A 16,647-nucleotide genomic window follows, 5' to 3' on the forward strand; every position below is an offset into this window, starting at 1 on the left:
AATGGCGAACTTGAAAGAACGTTATCAAAACGAGGTGGTGGCTCAACTCAAAGAGCAGTTCAGCTACGCCAACGTAATGCAGGTACCCCGGATCACGAAAGTGACCCTGAACATGGGTATCGGCGATGCGGTCAGCGACAAGAAGCTGATCGACAATGCCATCGGCGACCTGGAGAAACTCTCCGGTCAGAAACCGCTGGTGACCAAGGCACGTAAGTCCATCGCGGGCTTCAAGGTGCGCGAAGGCTGGCCGATCGGTATCAAGGTAACCCTGCGCGCCGAGCGCATGTGGGACTTCCTGGACCGTTTGGTGAACATCGCGATTCCTCGCGTGCGTGACTTCCGTGGTCTCAACCCGAAGTCCTTCGACGGTCGTGGCAACTACTCCATGGGTGTGCGTGAGCAGATCATCTTCCCGGAGATCGAGTATGATAAAATCGATCGCATCCGGGGACTTGACGTCACCATCACCACTACCGCCAACACCGACGAGGAAGGTCGCGCGCTCTTAACCGCGCTGAACTTCCCGTTCAAGAAATAAGGGTGGGATCATGGCTAAGAAAAGCATGGTAGAGCGCGAACAAAAGCGTGCACAGCTGGTCGAGAAGTACGCGGCCAAACGCGCTGAGCTCAAGAAGATCATCTCGGACGTGAACACGTCCGACGAAGAGCGCTTCGAGGCGACGCTGAAGCTGCAGCAATTGCCGCGCGATTCGAGCCCGGTGCGTCGGACTAACCGCTGCCGCATCACTGGCCGTCCGCACGGTTTTTACAACAAGTTCGGCCTTGGCCGTAACAAGCTGCGTGAAGCCGCCATGCGTGGCGACGTCCCTGGTCTGAAAAAGTCCAGCTGGTAACGCCACGTAGATTCATCAGGAGCGCACATTAAATGAGCATGCAAGACACTCTGGCGGATATGTTTACTCGTATCCGCAATGCGCAGATGGCCACCAAGGAGACGGCAGCCATGCCGTCCTCCAAGTTGAAAGTGGAAGTGGCCCGCGTGCTAAAGGAAGAAGGTTACATTACCGACTTCACGGTCAGCGAAGGCGTCAAGCCCGAGCTTGCCATTACCCTGAAATACTTCGAGGGTAAGCCGGTCATCGAGCACATTCAGCGGGTTTCCAAGCCGTCTCTGCGTCAGTACAAGGGCAAGAGCAATCTGCCCAAGGTCGCCGATGGTCTGGGTATCGCGATTGTCACCACCTCCAATGGTGTCATGACCGATCGTGCCGCGCGCCAGGCTGGCGTCGGTGGCGAAGTCATCTGCACCGTATTCTAGGAGGCTGGAATGTCCCGCATAGCGAAATATCCGGTTAAAGTGCCCGCCGGCGTTGACATCAAGATCAACGGCGACCAGCTGACCGCCAAGGGCGGCCAGGGCACGCTGTCGATGCCCATTCACCAGGACGTGGTGATTGGTCAGGAAGACGGCCAGCTGACCTTCGCCCCGAGCGAAAACGCCAAGAGCTGGGCCATGGCCGGTACCACCCGCGCCCTGGTTCAGAACCTGGTCACGGGCGTCTCCGAGGGTTTCACGAAGACTCTCGAAATTGTCGGCGTCGGCTACCGCGCGCAAGCGAAAGGCCAGACGCTCAATCTTTCACTGGGCTTCTCGCACCCGGTCGACTACGAACTGCCGAAAGGTGTGACAGCGGAAACGCCGAAAAACACCGTGATCGTGCTGAAAAGCGCGGACAAGCAGCAGCTCGGTCAGTGCGCCGCGGAAATCCGCGCCTTCCGTCCGCCCGAGCCGTACAAAGGCAAGGGTGTCCGGTACGCCGACGAGCAGGTGCGTCGCAAAGAAGCCAAGAAGAAGTAAGGCAGGGTTATGAACGCGAAGAAAGAATCTCGTCTCCGTCGTGCCCGCCGCGCTCGCGCCAAGATCCGCGAGCTGGGCGTGTATCGCCTGTGCGTCAACCGTACCCCGCGTCACATCTACGCGCAGATTATCTCGCCGGATGGTGGCAAGGTGCTGGCCAGCGCTTCAACGCTGGACAAGGCACTGCGCGAAGGTGCGACGGGCAACTCCGACGCCGCTTCCAAAGTGGGCGCTTTGATTGCCGAACGCGCAAAGGAAGCAGGCATCACCCAGGTGGCCTTCGATCGTGCTGGCTTTAAGTATCACGGTCGCGTCAAGGCTCTGGCCGACGCCGCGCGTGAAGGCGGCCTGGAATTCTAAAGGGTTTTTACGATGGCGAAGAACGAACAGCAAAGCGGTGATCTGCAGGAGAAGTTGGTGCAGGTCAACCGCGTCGCCAAGGTGGTCAAGGGTGGTCGTATTTTCGGCTTCACCGCGCTGACCGTCGTTGGTGATGGTAAAGGTCGTGTCGGTTTCGGTCGTGGCAAGGCGCGTGAAGTGCCGGTCGCGATTCAGAAAGCGATGGACCAGGCGCGTCGCAACATGGTCAAGGTGAACCTCGCAGGCCAGACGCTGCAGTACCCGGTCAAGGCCCGTCACGGCGCCTCCAAGGTGTACATGCAGCCGGCTTCCGAAGGTACCGGCATCATCGCCGGTGGCGCCATGCGCTCCGTACTGGAGCTGGCCGGCGTCCACGACGTACTGGCCAAGTGCTACGGTTCCACCAACCCGGTAAACGTGGTGCGCGCGACCGTCAACGGTCTGGCCTCCATGCAATCACCGGACGACGTGGCCGCCAAGCGCGGTCTGTCTGTCGAAGCGATTACGGGGTAAGACACCATGGCAGCTTTGATCAAGGTTACCCAGACCCGCAGCACCATCGGCGTTCTGCCCAAGCACAAGGCCACCATGAAAGGTCTGGGCCTGCGTCGCATCGGTCATACGGTTGAACTGGAAGACACCCCGGCCGTACGCGGCATGATCCACAAGGTGACCTACCTTGTGCGCGTTGAGGGAGAGTAATCCATGAAACTTAATACCTTAAGCCCGGCTCCGGGCTCAAAACACGCTGAAAAGCGCGTGGGTCGTGGTATCGGTTCCGGTCTGGGCAAGACCGGTGGCCGTGGCCACAAGGGTCAGAAATCGCGCAGCGGCGGTACCGTCAAGCCCGGTTTCGAAGGCGGTCAGATGCCGCTGCAGCGCCGTCTGCCGAAATTCGGCTTTACGTCGGCGAAGTCGCTGGTCTCTGAAGAAGTTCGTCTGGCCGAGCTTGCCAAGGTCGAAGGTGGCGACGTCACCCTCGAAACCCTGAAGCAGGCCAACGTGCTGAAGGATTCTACGCAGTTTGCGAAGATCATCCTTTCCGGCGATCTGAACAAGGCGGTCACCGTTCTCGGTCTCAAGGTCACCAAGGGTGCCCGGGAAGCGATCACGGCCGCTGGCGGCAAGGTAGAGGACTAAATGGCCAAGTCAGGAAACATGCCGGCGACGGGCAGCGGTCTGAGTGAACTATGGGCGCGTCTGCGCTTCGTGCTCCTCGCCATCGTGGTGTACCGTATCGGTGCCCATATTCCCGTTCCCGGTATCAATCCTGACCAGCTTGCTGCCTTGTTCAGGGAGCAGCAGGGCACCATCCTGGGCATGTTCAACATGTTTTCGGGTGGTGCGCTGGAGCGCATGAGTGTTCTCGCGCTGGGCATCATGCCCTACATCTCGGCGTCGATCATCATGCAGCTCATGACCGCGGTCTCCCCTCATCTTGAGCAGCTCAAGAAAGAGGGCGAGGCCGGCCGCCGAAAGATCAGCCAGTACACCCGCTACGGCACGGTGATACTGGCGTTTGTCCAGGCCACCGGCATGTCCGTGGGTCTGGCTAGCCAAGGCATCGCTTACAGCGCTGACTTTAGCTTCTACTTCACCGCCGTGGTGACGTTCGTCTCCGGCGCGGTGTTTATGATGTGGCTAGGTGAGCAGATCACCGAGAAGGGGATCGGCAACGGTATTTCGCTGCTGATCTTCGCCGGGATCGTCGCCGGGCTACCCAGCGCCGTGGGTCAGGCTTTCGAGCTTGCCCGCAACGAAGGGGCCTGGAATGTTCTTCCGCTGTTAGCGCTGTCAGTGCTAGGGATCGCCACCGTGGCGTTCGTGGTGTTCATCGAGCGCGGCCAACGCCGCCTCAAGGTGAACTACCCGCGACGTCAGGTTGGCAACAAGATGTACGCAGGCCAAAGCAGCTACCTGCCCCTGAAGGTGAACATGGCGGGTGTCATCCCGGCCATCTTCGCCTCCAGTATCCTCCTCTTTCCGGCGTCGATCGGTCAGTGGGTGGGTGCCGGTGAAGGGATGGAGTGGCTGCAGCGGGCATCGCAAGCGCTTGGCCCCGGCCAGCCGCTCTACATCTTGCTTTTTGCGGCGGCAGTGGTATTCTTCTGCTTCTTTTACACAGCGCTGGTCTTCAACCCCAAGGATGTGGCTGACAATCTGAAAAAGTCAGGCGCGTTTTTGCCGGGTATTCGCCCCGGCGAGCAGACCGCTCGCTACATCGACAAGGTGATGACTCGTCTCACGTTGTTCGGTGCCCTGTATATCACTGCAGTTTCCCTGATGCCCCAGTTCCTCATCGTGGCCTGGAACGTTCCGTTCTTCTTTGGCGGCACGTCGCTTCTGATCGTGGTGGTGGTAATCATGGACTTCATGGCCCAGGTGCAGTCGCATCTCATGTCGCATCAGTATGACTCGGTGATGAAGAAGTCCAACCTGAAAGGCTACGGCAGCGGCGGCATAGTGCGCTAAGCGTTGCCCGCCGGGCATTCGGTCGACGCCTGAAACGCGAAGGCTGAATGCTTTGGTCGAGCCGCGAGCCGTTTTTGGAGAAAGAACGATGAAAGTTCGAGCTTCCGTAAAGAAGATGTGCCGTAACTGCAAGATCATTCGTCGCAATGGCGCCGTGCGCGTCATTTGCACCGAACCGCGGCACAAGCAGCGCCAGGGCTAAGCCCTGGGCTGTATTCAAGCGGCGCCGGCATACCCCTTGCCTTCGGGCAGCCAAAGGGGTATGCTGTTGCGCCTTTTAAAGATGAACAAACGAGCAAGCCGCTCAAATTTCGGAGTAAGCTGATGGCCCGTATTGCAGGCGTCAATATCCCGGACAACAAGCATGCGGCGATCTCGCTGACCTACATCTTCGGGATCGGTCGTACCCGCGCGGCTCACATCTGTGAAGCAGCCGGTATCGCACCGAATGCCAAGATTCAGGACCTGTCGGCTGAAGAAGTCGACACACTGCGTTCTGAAGTTGGCAAGTACACCGTAGAAGGCGACCTTCGCCGTGATGTCACGCTTAACATCAAGCGTCTCATGGACCTGGGTTGCTACCGTGGTCTGCGTCATCGTCGTAGTCTTCCGCTGCGTGGTCAGCGGACCAAGACTAACGCGCGTACCCGTAAGGGCCCGCGTAAGCCGATCCGCAAATAACACGCAGGCTCTTATCCAGGAGCCTTCGTAAAGACAGGAATAGACATCAACATGGCTAACCCGCGTAGTAACCGTAAAAAGGTTAAAAAGCAGGTAGTGGACGCCGTTGCGCACATCCACGCCTCTTTTAACAACACGATCGTGACGATCACAGACCGCCAGGGCAATGCGCTTTCGTGGGCAACTGCCGGTGGTTCGGGTTTTCGTGGTTCTCGCAAGAGCACCCCGTTCGCTGCTCAAGTAGCAAGTGAACGTGCAGCGACTGCTGCAGCCGAGTATGGTGTGAAAAACGTAGACGTGCTGGTCAAGGGCCCCGGCCCCGGCCGTGAATCCGCCGTGCGCGCACTCAACGCCGCCGGTTTCCGCGTGCAAAGCATCGTAGACGCGACGCCCATTCCTCACAATGGCTGCCGTCCGCCTAAGAAACGCCGCGTTTAAGGAGAAAGATTCATGGCTCGTTATATTGGACCGAAGTGCAAACTTTCTCGTCGTGAAGGTACCGACCTCTTTCTGAAGAGCGGCGTTACCCCCTTCGAGAAAAAGTGTAAATCCGAGCAGATCCCGGGTGTACACGGCCAGCGTCGTCAGCGTCTTTCCGACTACGGCTTGCAGCTTCGCGAGAAGCAAAAAGTACGCCGTATGTATGGCGTACTCGAAAAGCAGTTCCGCAACTACTACAAGGAAGCCGCTCGCCTGAAAGGCGCGACCGGTGAAGTCCTTCTGCAGTTGCTCGAATCCCGACTGGACAACGTCGTCTACCGCATGGGCTTCGGCTCGACGCGCTCTGAAGCGCGTCAGCTGGTCAGCCACAAGGCGATCGCCGTTAACGGTCGTAGCGTCAACGTGGCTTCCTACAAGGTCAAGCCGGGTGACGTGATCACCGTCCGTGAAAAGGCGAAGAACCAGGCCCGTATTCAAAACGCGTTGACCATTGCGGCCAACCGTGGCGACATCGCCTGGATCGACATCGACGCCAAGAAGATGGAAGGCACTTTCAAGGCTCTGCCTGAACGCGGTGACCTGACTGCCGACATCAACGAAAACCTGATCGTCGAGCTGTACTCCAAGTAAGCAGTTTGCCCGGCAATTATGCTTCTTGAAGCCCGGGCGGGCGGTTTTCCGCTTCGCCCGGATGCTCTTGAGTACACGCTCTAGAGTACTCAGTATCCGTTTGGCAGCCTGAAAGGTGTTCATATGCAGCGTTCAGTGACAGAGTTTCTTCGCCCGCGCGATATCAAGGTCGAAGAAATCAGCGCACATCATGCCAGGATCGTTCTCGAACCGTTCGAGCGCGGCTTTGGCCATACCCTGGGGAATGCACTGCGTCGCATTCTGCTTTCATCCATGCCCGGCGCCGCCGTGGTAGAGGCTGAAATCAGCGGCGTCGAGCACGAATACAGTGCCCTCGAAGGGGTGCAGGAAGATGTCATCGAGATCCTCCTGAACTTGAAAGATGTTGCGATCAAGATGCACAGCCGCGACGAGGCGGTGCTCTCGCTGAACAAGCAGGGCCCGGCCGTCGTCACCGCTGGCGACATTGCGCTTGATCATAGCGTCGAAATCGTCAACCCGGACCACGTCATTGCACACGTCAATGAAGGTGCCGAGCTGAAGATTCAGCTGAAAGTGGCGCTGGGTCGTGGTTACGAACCGGCTGACGCTCGTGGCTCGGATGAAGAGACCCGCGCGATCGGTCGCCTGCAGCTGGATGCCACCTTCAGCCCTGTCCGCCGCGTTTCCTACTCGGTCGAAGCCGCTCGTGTCGAGCAGCGCACCGACCTCGATAAGCTGATTATCGACCTGGAAACCGACGGTACTCTGGATCCGGAAGAGGCTATCCGCCGCAGTGCGACCATCCTGCAAGAGCAGCTGGCCGCCTTCGTCGACCTGGAAGCTGACAAAGAGCAGGAAGTCGAAGAGGAAGAGGATCATATCGATCCGATCCTGTTGCGCCCCGTAGACGATCTCGAGTTGACCGTTCGCAGCGCGAACTGCCTGAAAGCCGAGAATATTTACTACATCGGTGATCTGATCCAGCGCACGGAAGTGGAGCTGTTGAAGACCCCGAACCTCGGCAAGAAATCCTTGAACGAAATCAAGGACGTTCTGGCAGCGCGCGGTCTTTCCCTTGGCATGCGGTTGGAAAATTGGCCACCCGCGAGCCTGAAGGACGATAAGGCTTCCGCGTAAGCGTCGTCTCGAGTCCCAGTTTGGTAAGGAATCACAACCATGCGTCATCGTAAGAGTGGTCGTCAGTTAAACCGCAATAGTTCGCACCGCCAGGCCATGTTCAAGAACATGTCCGTGTCGCTGGTCGAGCATGAAATCATCAAGACAACCCTGCCCAAGGCCAAGGAACTGCGTCGCGTCATCGAGCCGCTGATCACCCTGGCCAAGCAGGACAGCGTCGCCAACCGTCGTCTGGCGTTTGCCCGTACCCGTTCCAAGGACGCGGTCGGCAAACTGTTCAACGAACTCGGTCCGCGCTACGCCGAGCGTCCCGGTGGCTACATCCGCATTCTCAAGTGCGGCTTCCGCCCCGGCGATAACGCGCCCATGGCGTACGTCGAGCTGGTCGACCGTCCGGCAGTCGAAGAAGCCGCCGCGGAAGAGTAAGCCGACCGCGTTGGCGCTGTTCGAAGCCGGGTCGAGCCGGCTTGGCTTCGACACAGAGTGAAAACCGACCCTTCGAGGTCGGTTTTTTTGTGCCCGGTGGTGTCAAAGCGCCTGGTTGGCGTTAGAAGGCGTTTACTGGCGCCCTGTACGTGCTAACCTGAGCGCTTGGGGGAGACCGCGTCGAGTGAGGCGGCCACAAGACGAATCCAGCAGTAAGCAAGGGGCAAGTATGGCAGCGAGGGACGTGACTTCAAACACCGCCCTGCGGTGGTGGCTCGTGTGCGCCGTGGCAATCGTGGCGCTGGTACTGCAAGGCACCGCCCAGGCCAACGGCAACCCGCGCTACGCGGGCATCGTGGTCGACCTGGAAAATGGCGAAGTGCTCTACTCGGAAAACGCCGATGCGCCGCGCTACCCTGCCTCGCTGACCAAGATGATGACCATTTATCTCGCCCTCGAGGCGGTCGAGAACGACCAGCTGCGGCTGGACTCGCCGCTGGCGGTCTCCGCCCAGGCCTCCGCCATGCCCGCCACCAAACTATGGCTTTCGGCGGGCAGTACCATCGATCTGGACACCGCCATTCGCGCGCTGACCGTACGCTCGGCCAACGATGTCGCGGTGGTGGTCGCCGAGGCGCTGGGGGGCAGCGAGCAGCGTTTTGCCAGCCTCATGACCGCCAAGGCGCGCGAGCTCGGCATGCAGAACACCACCTTTCGTAACGCCTCGGGCCTGCCGGATGATGGCCAGGTCACTACCGCCCGCGACATGCTGATTCTCTCTACCCGCGTGATGCAGGACTTTCCGCAGTACTATCACTACTTTGGCCTGCAGGAGTTCAGCTACAAGGGTACCCGCCATACCAGTCACAATCGTCTGGTGCGCGACTATCCAGGCGCCGATGGTCTGAAGACCGGCTTCATTCGCGCCTCGGGGTTCAACGTCGCCACCACCGCGGTACACGGTAACCGGCGCATGGTCGCGGTAGTGATGGGCGGATTCAGCTCCTCCTCCCGCGATGCTCACATGACCGACCTGCTCAACCGCAGCTTCGCCCGGGCAGAGCTTCGCGACAACCGCTCCTGGCTTGCCGATACCAACTTCTCCCGCGAGTTCATGGGCTTTGGTACTGCGCCGGCAGCGCTGAGCGCGCCGCCCCCGAGCACGCCGCCGTCGCCGATTCTGGCCAATGTCGATACCACGACGCTGTCACCTGCGGCCACCGCCGGTGCCAACGGCTCGGCGCAGCCCCAGCGCACCGCCGCTGCCCCGGCCCCGCAGCAGCCGCCGCGCGGTCAGCCGAGCGCCCCCCACGACCCGCTGCAGGCGCTGATCGACGAGCAGCGCTAGGCTACCGCCGCGCCGCTCGCCGTGGCCGCTAATAGCGGCGGCTGGGGCATTCAGGTCGGCGCTTTCAGCCAGGCAAGCCACGCCGAGCAGCTCGCCCGCCAGGCCGCCAATCAGCTGCCCACCAACGTTGGCGGGCGCGTGGCGGTGGATACGCTGGAGGGCCAGACGCCGGTATTTCGCGCCCGCGTGGTCGCGCTCGACGAAGCGCGCGCCATCGCCGCCTGCCAGACGCTTCACGCCCGCGGCATGGACTGCATGGTGGTCAACGCCAGCCTCTAGCGCACCCAAAATGCGGCCCCGCTGGCGTTTCGCCAGCGGGGCTTTTTTTCGCCCCGCCCAGGGTCGGGCGCGTACATGAAAAGGAGTAAAAACGCCATGTCGACATCATTCAAGGGAATACTCAGCATGTGTCTGGGCGTGTTCTTTCTGGCCCTGGGCGATGCGATTTCCAAATGGCTGGGCGAGACCCACTCACCGTTTCAGATCATGTTCTTTCGCTCGCTGGTAGCACTGCCGCTGATTGCAACGTTGGCCTATTTCGGCGGCGGGCTTAGAAAGCTTTCCACGCGAAGGCCCGGCGTACACCTGCTGCGCGGCGTCATCTATACCGGCACCATGGGCTTTTTCATTCTGGGATTGACGCTGTTGCCCCTGGCGGAGGCGACGGCGATCGCCTTCGTCGCGCCGCTGTTCGTTACGCTGCTGTCCGTTCCCCTGCTGGGCGAGCGTATTGCGCCGCCGGTACTGATGGCGTCACTGCTAGGCTTTGTGGGAGTGGTGATCGTCGTGCGGCCCGGCGCCGGCGCGCTGGGCCCCGGCGCGTTGTCGATGATCGCGGCGGCGATGTTCTACGCGCTCACCATGATCACGGCGCGGCGCTACGGGGCGCGGGAGAATCTCTGGGCGCTGCTGTTCTACGTTTCGCTGATCCCGATGCTGCTCAGCGCCACGACGCTTTTCTGGGTGTGGCAGACTCCGCAGGGATGGCAGTGGGCGGGGTTTCTCGCCTCTGGCGTGCTGGGCGTCGGCGCAATCGGCTTCATTACGCTGGCGTTTCGCTATGCCCCGGCGGCGATCGCCGCGCCCTTCGACTACACGGCGCTGTTATGGGCGGTGCTGCTGGGCTGGTGGTTCTGGGGCGAGCTTCCGGACCAGTGGGTCTGGGTCGGCAGCGCGCTGATCATCATAAGCGGGCTCTGGATCGCCTATCACGACCGCCGCACAACACTGAAGCGTCGGCCCTCTTCCTGACGCTTCACCGTCAGGCCCACGTCATCGAACGTCACGCGAAGGCGTACACGTCCATTGCCAGCACGCCGTGCTCGACGCTGTGATGGAGCTTTCGCCCCTCGCCGCCGGCGCCCATGGCCACCAGCAGCGGCTGAAAGTGCTCCGGGGAGGGGTGATTGCGCGCCGCCTGGGGCGCTTCTTGCCAGCCGAGCAGCGCCTCGCGGTCGTGGTGCTCGAACTGCGCGCTGACCCAGTCGGAAAACTCGCCGACCCATTCCGGCATCTGGCTGCCCATGGGCAGAGTCTCGTACAGGTTATGGGTCAGGCTGCCAGAGCCGATGATCAGGATACCCTCATCGCGCAGCGGCGCGAGCTTCTCGCCCAGTGCCACCAGCGCTTCGTTGGACCAGCGAACCGGCAACGAAACCGACACTACCGGAATGTTCGCTTCTGGAAACATCAGCGACAGCGGCACCCAGGCCCCGTGATCGAAGCCGCGCTCGACCAGGCTTGCATCGAGCAGCGAGGCCAGCCGCTCGGCCAGCGCCGGCTCACCGGGGGCCGGATAGCGGCACTCGAACAGCTCACGGGGGAAGTTGCCGAAGTCGTGAAGCGTCTCCGGCCAGGCGGTGCGGCTGACCCGCAGGCTCACGCTCTCCCAGTGGGCGGAGATCACGATCACCGCTTTCGGGGTCAGGGTACGGCCAAGCTCGCGAAGAAAGCGGTGCGCGGGCGTGGTGTTCAGCGCCAGCATCGGCGAGCCGTGGGAAATGAACAGGCTGGGTAACATGGTGACTCTCCTTTTACGGGCCGGCGCACCGGCCCGGGTGGCGTGAGTTAGCGGGTGCGTTCGAGTAGCGCGAAGCGGCCGCCGCCAAGCCCGGCCTGCACGAGCAGCGCCACGGCCCAGAACACCGGGAACTCCCAGCCGCCGCCTTCGTTGGAGAACATCCAGCCGTTGCCCAGGTGGACCGAGGCCGCGCCCAGCAGCAGCGGAATCATCAAAAGGCTCACCCAGCGGGTATACACCCCGGCGATCAAGGCCAGGCCGCCGCCGATTTCACCGGCAATGGTCAGGTAGGCGAGAAAGCCGGGCAGCCCCAGGGATTCGAAGTAGCTCACGGTACCCGGCAGGGTGAAGACCAGCACTTTCAAAAGGCCGTGGGCCAGCGCCATCACGCCCAGGGAAACGCGCAGCAGCGTGGCAGCGTAGGGGGTAAACGAGGATTCGGTGGGGGAAGTGAGTGCGCTCACGAGGTCTCTCCAGTAGGGGGCACGCGATGTGCCGATGAAGAGACTATAGCGATCTTCGATGCTGGGATAATCTGCGTTTTTTTCACATCACTGTTGCGCAGGTTGTGATAATCCCATGGCGCGTTCCCAGCAGGGCGGCTCGCCCCAGGCCTTGTGCAGCGTGGCGATGAAGCGCTCGACCTTGGCCGGCAGGTAGCGCCTGGCCGGGTAGAGCGCGTAAATATCGAGCAGGGTCGGCGGCTGATCGGTGAACAGCGCCACCAGGCGACCCGCCAGAATGCTTTCGGTTACCAGAAAGCTTGGCTGCTGCGCGATGCCCAGCCCCGCCTCCGCCATTTGGGTCAAGACATCGCCGTTGTTGCTTTCGAGCGGGCCGTGCGGGGTGAGCGTGGTACCGTCTCCCAGCCGCCACTCGGCGCTCGCCTGCCCGCTTTTGTAGCGAAGGCCACGATGCTCGGCGAGCGCCGCCGAATCCAGGGGCGTGCCGTACCGCTCCAGGTAGCCGGGCGAGGCGCAAAACAGCATGCGGCAACGTGTGATGCGCCGGGCGATCAGACTGGAGTCCGTCAACTGGCCGATACGAATCGCCAGGTCGTAGCCCTCCTCGATGAGATCCACGCGGCGGTCGTTGAGATCGAGGCGCACGTCGAGCGCCGGGTGCTCGACCATGAAATCTGCGACCAGCGGCGCGAGATGGCGTACGCCAAAACTCATCGGCGCATTGATGCGCATTTCACCACGCACGGTCTGGGCGGCACTGCTGACGTCGCTGGCCGCCTCATCCAGCGCGCGCAGAATCGACTGGGCGTGGGCCAGGTAGCGTTCGCCTTCGTGGGTCAAGTGCAGGCGCCGGGTGGTGCGCTGTAAAAGCCGCACGCCCAGCGTCTCCTCCAGCGCCATCACCTGGCGCGAGAGCCGGGTGCGCGAACTGCCCAGCGCCTCGGCGGCGCGAGTATAGCTGCCAAGCTCCGCCACCCGGACGAAGGCGCTGATATGCTCGAGCTGGTGGTTCATCGCCTGAACGCCTGGGCAGCGCGGTAAGGGTTTGGCGAGCCGCAAATGGCCGAGATCACCGCAAGCCCGCCGGCGCCCGCCGCGAACACGGCGCCCGCGTGTTCGGCCTTGAGCCCGCCGATGGCCACGGTAGGTAGGCGGCTCGCCCGAACAAGCTCGGCCAGGCCGGCAAGGCCCAGGGGCGCGGCGTGGTCCTGCTTGCTGGCGGTGGCGAACACCGGGCCGAGCCCCAGGTAGTCGAGTGCAGCCAGCGGCGCGCGGTCGAGCTGCTCGCGGGTGTTGATCGAAAGCCCGATGATTGCATTCGGGCCAAGCGCGGCGCGCGCGTCCAGCGCGGCGGCGTCGCTTTGGCCCACGTGCAGGCCGTCGGCGCCGCTTTTAATCGCCACGTCGAGGCGGTCGTTGATGATCAGGGGCACGCCGGTGCCAGCGAGTAGCGCTTTCAAGCGCCTGGCCTCGTCGATCATCGCCGCATCGCTTGCCTGCTTGTCGCGCAGCTGCACTACGCTGACGCCGCCGCGCACCGCCTCCATGACGGTGTGCTCGAGTCCGTGTTTGCGGCAAAGCGCGGCATCGGTCACGAGATACAGCGAGAGATCAAGCGCCATGGGCCGCTCCTTCGTCGGTGCTAAAGCTTACGCACTGGTTCGCGCCCTGTTCGAGCCGCGCCGGGGTCAGCGCGTAGAGCGCGTCCAGCAGCGCGACCTGAAAGGTGCCGGGGCCGCTGGCGCGAGTGCCGGCTTCCTGGCCCGCCAGCGCGAACGTGGCCAGCGCCGCCACGCTCGCTTCAAAAGGCGCCTCAGGACTCGCCCCGACGAAGCCCGCCGTAACCGCACTGAGCCCGCAGCCCAGGGTGGTGATCCGCGGCATCAGCGCGTGGCCGCCGCTGATGCGCGCAACGCGGGTGCCGTCGGTCACAAGATCGCGCTCGCCGGTCATCGCCACCACGCAGCCCTGGCGTTTGGCCAGCATGACGGCGGCGGCGGTGGCGTTCGGCGTTTCTGGGGCGGCATCGACGCCGCGCCCCTGGCTTTCAAGCCCGCACAGCGCGAGGACTTCCGAGGCGTTGGCGCGAATCACCGTGGGCTCAAGCTCCAGCAGCCGCTGACACAGCTCACGACGGTAGGCGGTGGCCCCGACCGCGACCGGGTCCAGCACCCAGGGAATCGAGCGGGCGCGCGCCACCTCGGCCGAGGCCAGCATCGCTTCGGCCCAGTGGGGAGAAATAGTGCCGATATTGATCGAAAGCGCGCTTGCAAGCGCGGTGAATTCCGGCGCTTCTTCGATGGCGTGAAGCATGGCGGGGGAGGCGCCCACGGCAAGCACCAGGTTGGCGCTCGAGTTCATCGCGACGAAATTGGTCATGCAGTGAACGAGCGGGGTGGTGTGGGTCAGCGCACTCAGGTAGCGCCCAAGGGAGGGGTCGGTCATCGCGTCTCGCATCCTCCGGGTAGAGAGGTGGTGCGAGCACCACGACTCCCTACGCCGGTGCTATCCGGTTCAGGTTCAAAGGGTGCATCTCAGCCCAAACGGGCGCCCCTGTCGTGGCGACTACTATCCGGATACGGCGGCGACTTGTAAAGCCGCGCCATGGATACATCGTCGCTAGTGCACCGCATCCATGGCGTGCTGCTGGAGGGTGACCAGCGGGATGATGTCGAGGGTTTTCTGGTGGGTGCCCGAGAGAATCACCGGCGGCGCCAAGCCCACTTCGGCAGCCTCCTGCCAGCGTTTGGCGCACAAACACCAGCGATCGCCCGGCGAGAGGCCGGGAAAGCCGAACTCCGGGCGCGGGGTAGTCAAATCGTTACCCCGGGATTGGGAGAAGGCGAGAAACTCCTCGGTCACGATGGCGCACACCGAATGCACGCCGGCGTCATCAGGGCCTACCCGACAGAAGCCATCACGATAAAAACCGGTTTTTGGCTCATGGCAGCAGGGCGTCAGGGGCTCACCAAAAACATTACGGTCACGAGACATGGTGCCTCCGGAGGCCAGGGCTGGAAATCGCCAGGCACTGACCTCATTTGTCAGAATGAAAGATAAAATGCAGGAAAATGTGCGTTACCGCGCTATCAAGTAGACTACAGCCTTGTACATCGTATCGGTTTCGTCAAAGTTTATCGTTTTGTAAGGAGAGTTCATGAGTTTTCACGGCGAGCAGCATCCCGGCGTCGAAGCCGCACCGGCCAACACCCAAGGGTTTCGTCTCAACCACACCATGCTGCGGGTGAAGGACCCGGAAGTGGCGCTGGCGTTCTACTCGAAGGTGTTCGGCATGCGGGTACTGCGCAAGCTCGACTTCGAGGAGATGCAGTTCTCGCTCTACTTTCTGGCCAACGTGGAGCAGGGCGAGCAGATTCCCGAGGATACCCGCGAGCGTACGGCCTGGACCTTCAGCCAGAAAGGGCTTCTGGAGCTGACCCACAACTGGGGCACCGAGGAGCAGGCGGATTTCGCCTATCACGACGGCAACGCCGAGCCTCAGGGGTTCGGCCACATCTGCTTTAGCGTGCCGGATCTCAACGCCGCCCAGGGCTGGTTCGATGTCTGTGAGGTCACTTTCGTCAAGCGCGCCGAGCAGGGCAAGATGAAGGACGTCATCTTCGTCAAGGACCCGGACGGCTACTGGATCGAGGTGATCCAGGCCGATCTGATGGCCGGTATGGGCGACTGACATGGCGCATCTGCTGTTTCGGCTGCGCCACGTGACCGAAGAAGAGGCCGCCGAGGTACGCGCGCTTCTGGACGAGCAGGGCTTCGACGTCTACGAAACCCAGGCAGGGTTTTTTCGCCTGGGCGTCGATGCCATCTGGCTCGCTGACACGCGCCAGCGTGAGGCCGCTGAAGCAGCGTTGGACACCTATCAGCAGGCGCGCCTGGCGCGCGAGCGTGACGCCTTCGAGCAGGCCCGCGCACGGGGCGAGGCGCCTACGCTGTGGAAGCGCTTTCTGGCACACCCGGTGCAGGTGGCGCTGACGCTCGTGGCGGTCGTAGTGATCGCGCTGTTGACGCTGCTGCCGTTTCTCGGGCTCGCCACGCCCTGAAGGCAGGCGTCAGGCCGCCGAGAGGTGGCCGCGCTTGAGATAAAGACGTACGCCCTCGCTTCCCGCACGCAGCGTGGGCTGCGCCCCGAACGGGTAGCGGCACCAGCTGCCCGCCGAGTACTCATGGCTATCTTCCCGGAGCGAACCTTCCAGCACGAACACTTCCAGCCCCTTGCCGAACTGCGGGGAGTCGAGGGTGACCCCGGCGGCCCAGCGCTCCAGGCTGACTCGCTCCTGGCCGTGGGTGTGCAGCATCTTGTAGGCCACGCCTTCGCGCCGGTCCGGCTGCCAGGGCAGGCGATGGGCGGGCATCGCCATCTTCAGCGTATCGGTGTGCTCGAACTGGTGCAGTTTGACCAGTATCAGCGCGCCCTCTGCGCCGATCTCGGGGGCGTGGTCGGTGCCGATGGGGTTTCGCAGGTAGCTGCCCGCCGGATAGCGGCCGTGTTCGTCGCCGAACACGCCCTCCAGCACCAGAATCTCCTCGCCGCCGCCGTGCACGTGACGCTCGAAGCGGCTGTTGGGCGCGTAGCGCACCAGGCTCGTGGCCCGGGCGACTTCGTCACCAATACGGTCGAGCATCATGCGCTCGACCCCGGCGCTTGGTGAGGCGACCCAAGCGTACTGGTCGGGCGTGACGCAGGCAAATCGGGAAAAGTCGGCGTTCAGGCGCATGGGGCAACTCGTCTTTCCTGGGGCAGGAAGGGCAGTCTCCCCACCCCTGGTGAAAAATGCAATGCGCGAAGGCGTATCAGTGTCGGCTCGAAGGGAGCGGTAGCGCACGCTTTGGCCATGAAAAAGGC

The 16,647-nt window shown here is 62.3% G+C and carries 27 protein-coding genes and 1 riboswitch; of the genes, 20 read left to right on the forward strand and 7 right to left on the reverse strand.

Annotated features, from left to right (window positions below; genetic code table 11):
• Position 1: 1 nt before the first annotated feature.
• From rplE to ACGK9R_RS00635, 18 genes are all read left to right on the forward strand, one after another.
• The gene (gene rplE / locus ACGK9R_RS00550; RefSeq protein ID WP_394577614.1) at positions 2 to 541 is read left to right on the forward strand and encodes a 50S ribosomal protein L5; all 540 of its coding nucleotides are present in this window, start codon (positions 2 to 4) and stop codon (positions 539 to 541) included.
• A gap of 10 nt (positions 542 to 551) precedes the next feature.
• Positions 552 to 857: a 30S ribosomal protein S14 gene (gene rpsN, locus ACGK9R_RS00555; RefSeq protein ID WP_394577615.1), complete on the forward strand. Its 306-nt coding sequence runs from the start codon at positions 552 to 554 to the stop codon at positions 855 to 857.
• A gap of 32 nt (positions 858 to 889) precedes the next feature.
• Positions 890 to 1,282 carry a 30S ribosomal protein S8 gene (rpsH, locus tag ACGK9R_RS00560; RefSeq protein WP_394577616.1) on the forward strand — a complete coding sequence of 131 codons (393 nt, stop codon included), beginning with the start codon at positions 890 to 892 and terminating at the stop codon, positions 1,280 to 1,282.
• Between the two features lie 9 nt (positions 1,283 to 1,291).
• Positions 1,292 to 1,822 carry a 50S ribosomal protein L6 gene (gene rplF / locus ACGK9R_RS00565; RefSeq protein ID WP_394577617.1) on the forward strand — a complete coding sequence of 177 codons (531 nt, stop codon included), beginning with the start codon at positions 1,292 to 1,294 and terminating at the stop codon, positions 1,820 to 1,822.
• 9 nt (positions 1,823 to 1,831) lie between these two features.
• Positions 1,832 to 2,182 carry a 50S ribosomal protein L18 gene (gene rplR / locus ACGK9R_RS00570; RefSeq protein ID WP_008959159.1) on the forward strand — a complete coding sequence of 117 codons (351 nt, stop codon included), beginning with the start codon at positions 1,832 to 1,834 and terminating at the stop codon, positions 2,180 to 2,182.
• Positions 2,183 to 2,194: 12 nt separating this feature from the next.
• Positions 2,195 to 2,695 (forward strand): 30S ribosomal protein S5, encoded by a 501-nt coding sequence (rpsE, locus tag ACGK9R_RS00575; RefSeq protein ID WP_252105874.1) that lies wholly within the window; start codon positions 2,195 to 2,197, stop codon positions 2,693 to 2,695.
• A 6-nt stretch (positions 2,696 to 2,701) separates the two neighbouring features.
• Positions 2,702 to 2,884: a 50S ribosomal protein L30 gene (gene rpmD / locus ACGK9R_RS00580; protein WP_394577618.1), complete on the forward strand. Its 183-nt coding sequence runs from the start codon at positions 2,702 to 2,704 to the stop codon at positions 2,882 to 2,884.
• A 3-nt stretch (positions 2,885 to 2,887) separates the two neighbouring features.
• Positions 2,888 to 3,322: a 50S ribosomal protein L15 gene (gene rplO / locus ACGK9R_RS00585; protein WP_394577619.1), complete on the forward strand. Its 435-nt coding sequence runs from the start codon at positions 2,888 to 2,890 to the stop codon at positions 3,320 to 3,322.
• A complete protein-coding gene (secY, locus tag ACGK9R_RS00590; RefSeq protein WP_394577620.1) occupies positions 3,323 to 4,654 on the forward strand; it encodes a preprotein translocase subunit SecY in 1,332 nt (443 codons plus the stop codon).
• An 88-nt stretch (positions 4,655 to 4,742) separates the two neighbouring features.
• The gene (gene rpmJ / locus ACGK9R_RS00595; RefSeq protein ID WP_031384759.1) at positions 4,743 to 4,856 is read left to right on the forward strand and encodes a 50S ribosomal protein L36; all 114 of its coding nucleotides are present in this window, start codon (positions 4,743 to 4,745) and stop codon (positions 4,854 to 4,856) included.
• A 122-nt stretch (positions 4,857 to 4,978) separates the two neighbouring features.
• Positions 4,979 to 5,335 carry a 30S ribosomal protein S13 gene (gene rpsM, locus ACGK9R_RS00600; protein ID WP_394577621.1) on the forward strand — a complete coding sequence of 119 codons (357 nt, stop codon included), beginning with the start codon at positions 4,979 to 4,981 and terminating at the stop codon, positions 5,333 to 5,335.
• Positions 5,336 to 5,386: 51 nt separating this feature from the next.
• A complete protein-coding gene (gene rpsK, locus ACGK9R_RS00605; protein ID WP_009099028.1) occupies positions 5,387 to 5,773 on the forward strand; it encodes a 30S ribosomal protein S11 in 387 nt (128 codons plus the stop codon).
• Between the two features lie 12 nt (positions 5,774 to 5,785).
• Entirely contained in the window at positions 5,786 to 6,406 is a 621-nt protein-coding gene (gene rpsD, locus ACGK9R_RS00610) for a 30S ribosomal protein S4 (RefSeq protein ID WP_252105879.1), read from the forward strand.
• A gap of 123 nt (positions 6,407 to 6,529) precedes the next feature.
• Positions 6,530 to 7,525, forward strand: a complete 996-nt coding sequence (locus ACGK9R_RS00615) for a DNA-directed RNA polymerase subunit alpha (protein WP_394577622.1) — start codon at positions 6,530 to 6,532, stop codon at positions 7,523 to 7,525.
• A 39-nt stretch (positions 7,526 to 7,564) separates the two neighbouring features.
• A complete protein-coding gene (gene rplQ, locus ACGK9R_RS00620) occupies positions 7,565 to 7,951 on the forward strand; it encodes a 50S ribosomal protein L17 (RefSeq protein ID WP_394577623.1) in 387 nt (128 codons plus the stop codon).
• 229 nt (positions 7,952 to 8,180) lie between these two features.
• Positions 8,181 to 9,299 carry a D-alanyl-D-alanine carboxypeptidase family protein gene (locus ACGK9R_RS00625; protein WP_394577624.1) on the forward strand — a complete coding sequence of 373 codons (1,119 nt, stop codon included), beginning with the start codon at positions 8,181 to 8,183 and terminating at the stop codon, positions 9,297 to 9,299.
• Positions 9,300 to 9,320: 21 nt separating this feature from the next.
• On the forward strand, positions 9,321 to 9,578 hold the full coding sequence (locus ACGK9R_RS00630) for an SPOR domain-containing protein (RefSeq protein ID WP_394577625.1): 258 nt from the start codon (positions 9,321 to 9,323) through the stop codon (positions 9,576 to 9,578).
• Positions 9,579 to 9,674: 96 nt separating this feature from the next.
• Positions 9,675 to 10,550 (forward strand): DMT family transporter, encoded by an 876-nt coding sequence (locus tag ACGK9R_RS00635; RefSeq protein ID WP_394577626.1) that lies wholly within the window; start codon positions 9,675 to 9,677, stop codon positions 10,548 to 10,550.
• 31 nt (positions 10,551 to 10,581) lie between these two features.
• Here ACGK9R_RS00635 and ACGK9R_RS00640 read toward each other — a convergent pair whose 3' ends face one another.
• The 6 genes from ACGK9R_RS00640 to ACGK9R_RS00665 form a co-directional block, all read right to left on the reverse strand.
• Positions 10,582 to 11,319: a DODA-type extradiol aromatic ring-opening family dioxygenase gene (locus ACGK9R_RS00640; protein WP_394577627.1), complete on the reverse strand. Its 738-nt coding sequence runs from the start codon at positions 11,317 to 11,319 to the stop codon at positions 10,582 to 10,584.
• 47 nt (positions 11,320 to 11,366) lie between these two features.
• Positions 11,367 to 11,783, reverse strand: coding sequence for a DoxX family protein (locus tag ACGK9R_RS00645; RefSeq protein WP_394577628.1), 417 nt, complete (start codon positions 11,781 to 11,783; stop codon positions 11,367 to 11,369).
• Positions 11,784 to 11,870: 87 nt separating this feature from the next.
• A complete protein-coding gene (locus tag ACGK9R_RS00650; RefSeq protein WP_394577629.1) occupies positions 11,871 to 12,797 on the reverse strand; it encodes a LysR substrate-binding domain-containing protein in 927 nt (308 codons plus the stop codon).
• Positions 12,794 to 13,405, reverse strand: coding sequence for a thiamine phosphate synthase (gene thiE, locus ACGK9R_RS00655; protein ID WP_394577630.1), 612 nt, complete (start codon positions 13,403 to 13,405; stop codon positions 12,794 to 12,796). The genes ACGK9R_RS00650 and thiE overlap by 4 nt, the downstream gene beginning before the upstream one ends.
• Complete coding sequence (gene thiM, locus ACGK9R_RS00660; protein ID WP_394577631.1) at positions 13,395 to 14,228, reverse strand: hydroxyethylthiazole kinase; 834 nt, start codon at positions 14,226 to 14,228, stop codon at positions 13,395 to 13,397. The genes thiE and thiM overlap by 11 nt, the downstream gene beginning before the upstream one ends.
• A 29-nt stretch (positions 14,229 to 14,257) precedes the next feature.
• Positions 14,258 to 14,348: riboswitch (TPP riboswitch) on the reverse strand.
• Between the two features lie 54 nt (positions 14,349 to 14,402).
• Positions 14,403 to 14,777: a DUF2237 family protein gene (locus ACGK9R_RS00665; protein ID WP_394577632.1), complete on the reverse strand. Its 375-nt coding sequence runs from the start codon at positions 14,775 to 14,777 to the stop codon at positions 14,403 to 14,405.
• 163 nt (positions 14,778 to 14,940) lie between these two features.
• On the opposite strand from ACGK9R_RS00665, the gene gloA reads away from it, so the two are divergent.
• Positions 14,941 to 15,474 (forward strand): lactoylglutathione lyase, encoded by a 534-nt coding sequence (gloA, locus tag ACGK9R_RS00670; RefSeq protein WP_394577633.1) that lies wholly within the window; start codon positions 14,941 to 14,943, stop codon positions 15,472 to 15,474.
• 1 nt (position 15,475) lies between these two features.
• A complete protein-coding gene (locus ACGK9R_RS00675) occupies positions 15,476 to 15,844 on the forward strand; it encodes a DUF6164 family protein (protein ID WP_394577634.1) in 369 nt (122 codons plus the stop codon).
• Positions 15,845 to 15,853: 9 nt separating this feature from the next.
• Here the strand turns inward: ACGK9R_RS00675 and ACGK9R_RS00680 are convergent, their stop codons facing one another.
• On the reverse strand, positions 15,854 to 16,519 hold the full coding sequence (locus ACGK9R_RS00680) for a cupin domain-containing protein (RefSeq protein ID WP_394577635.1): 666 nt from the start codon (positions 16,517 to 16,519) through the stop codon (positions 15,854 to 15,856).
• Positions 16,520 to 16,647 lie beyond the last annotated feature (128 nt).

It is taken from the genome of Halomonas sp. HNIBRBA4712 (assembly GCF_043558675.1).
In the GTDB taxonomy this organism is placed as follows: domain Bacteria; phylum Pseudomonadota; class Gammaproteobacteria; order Pseudomonadales; family Halomonadaceae; genus Vreelandella.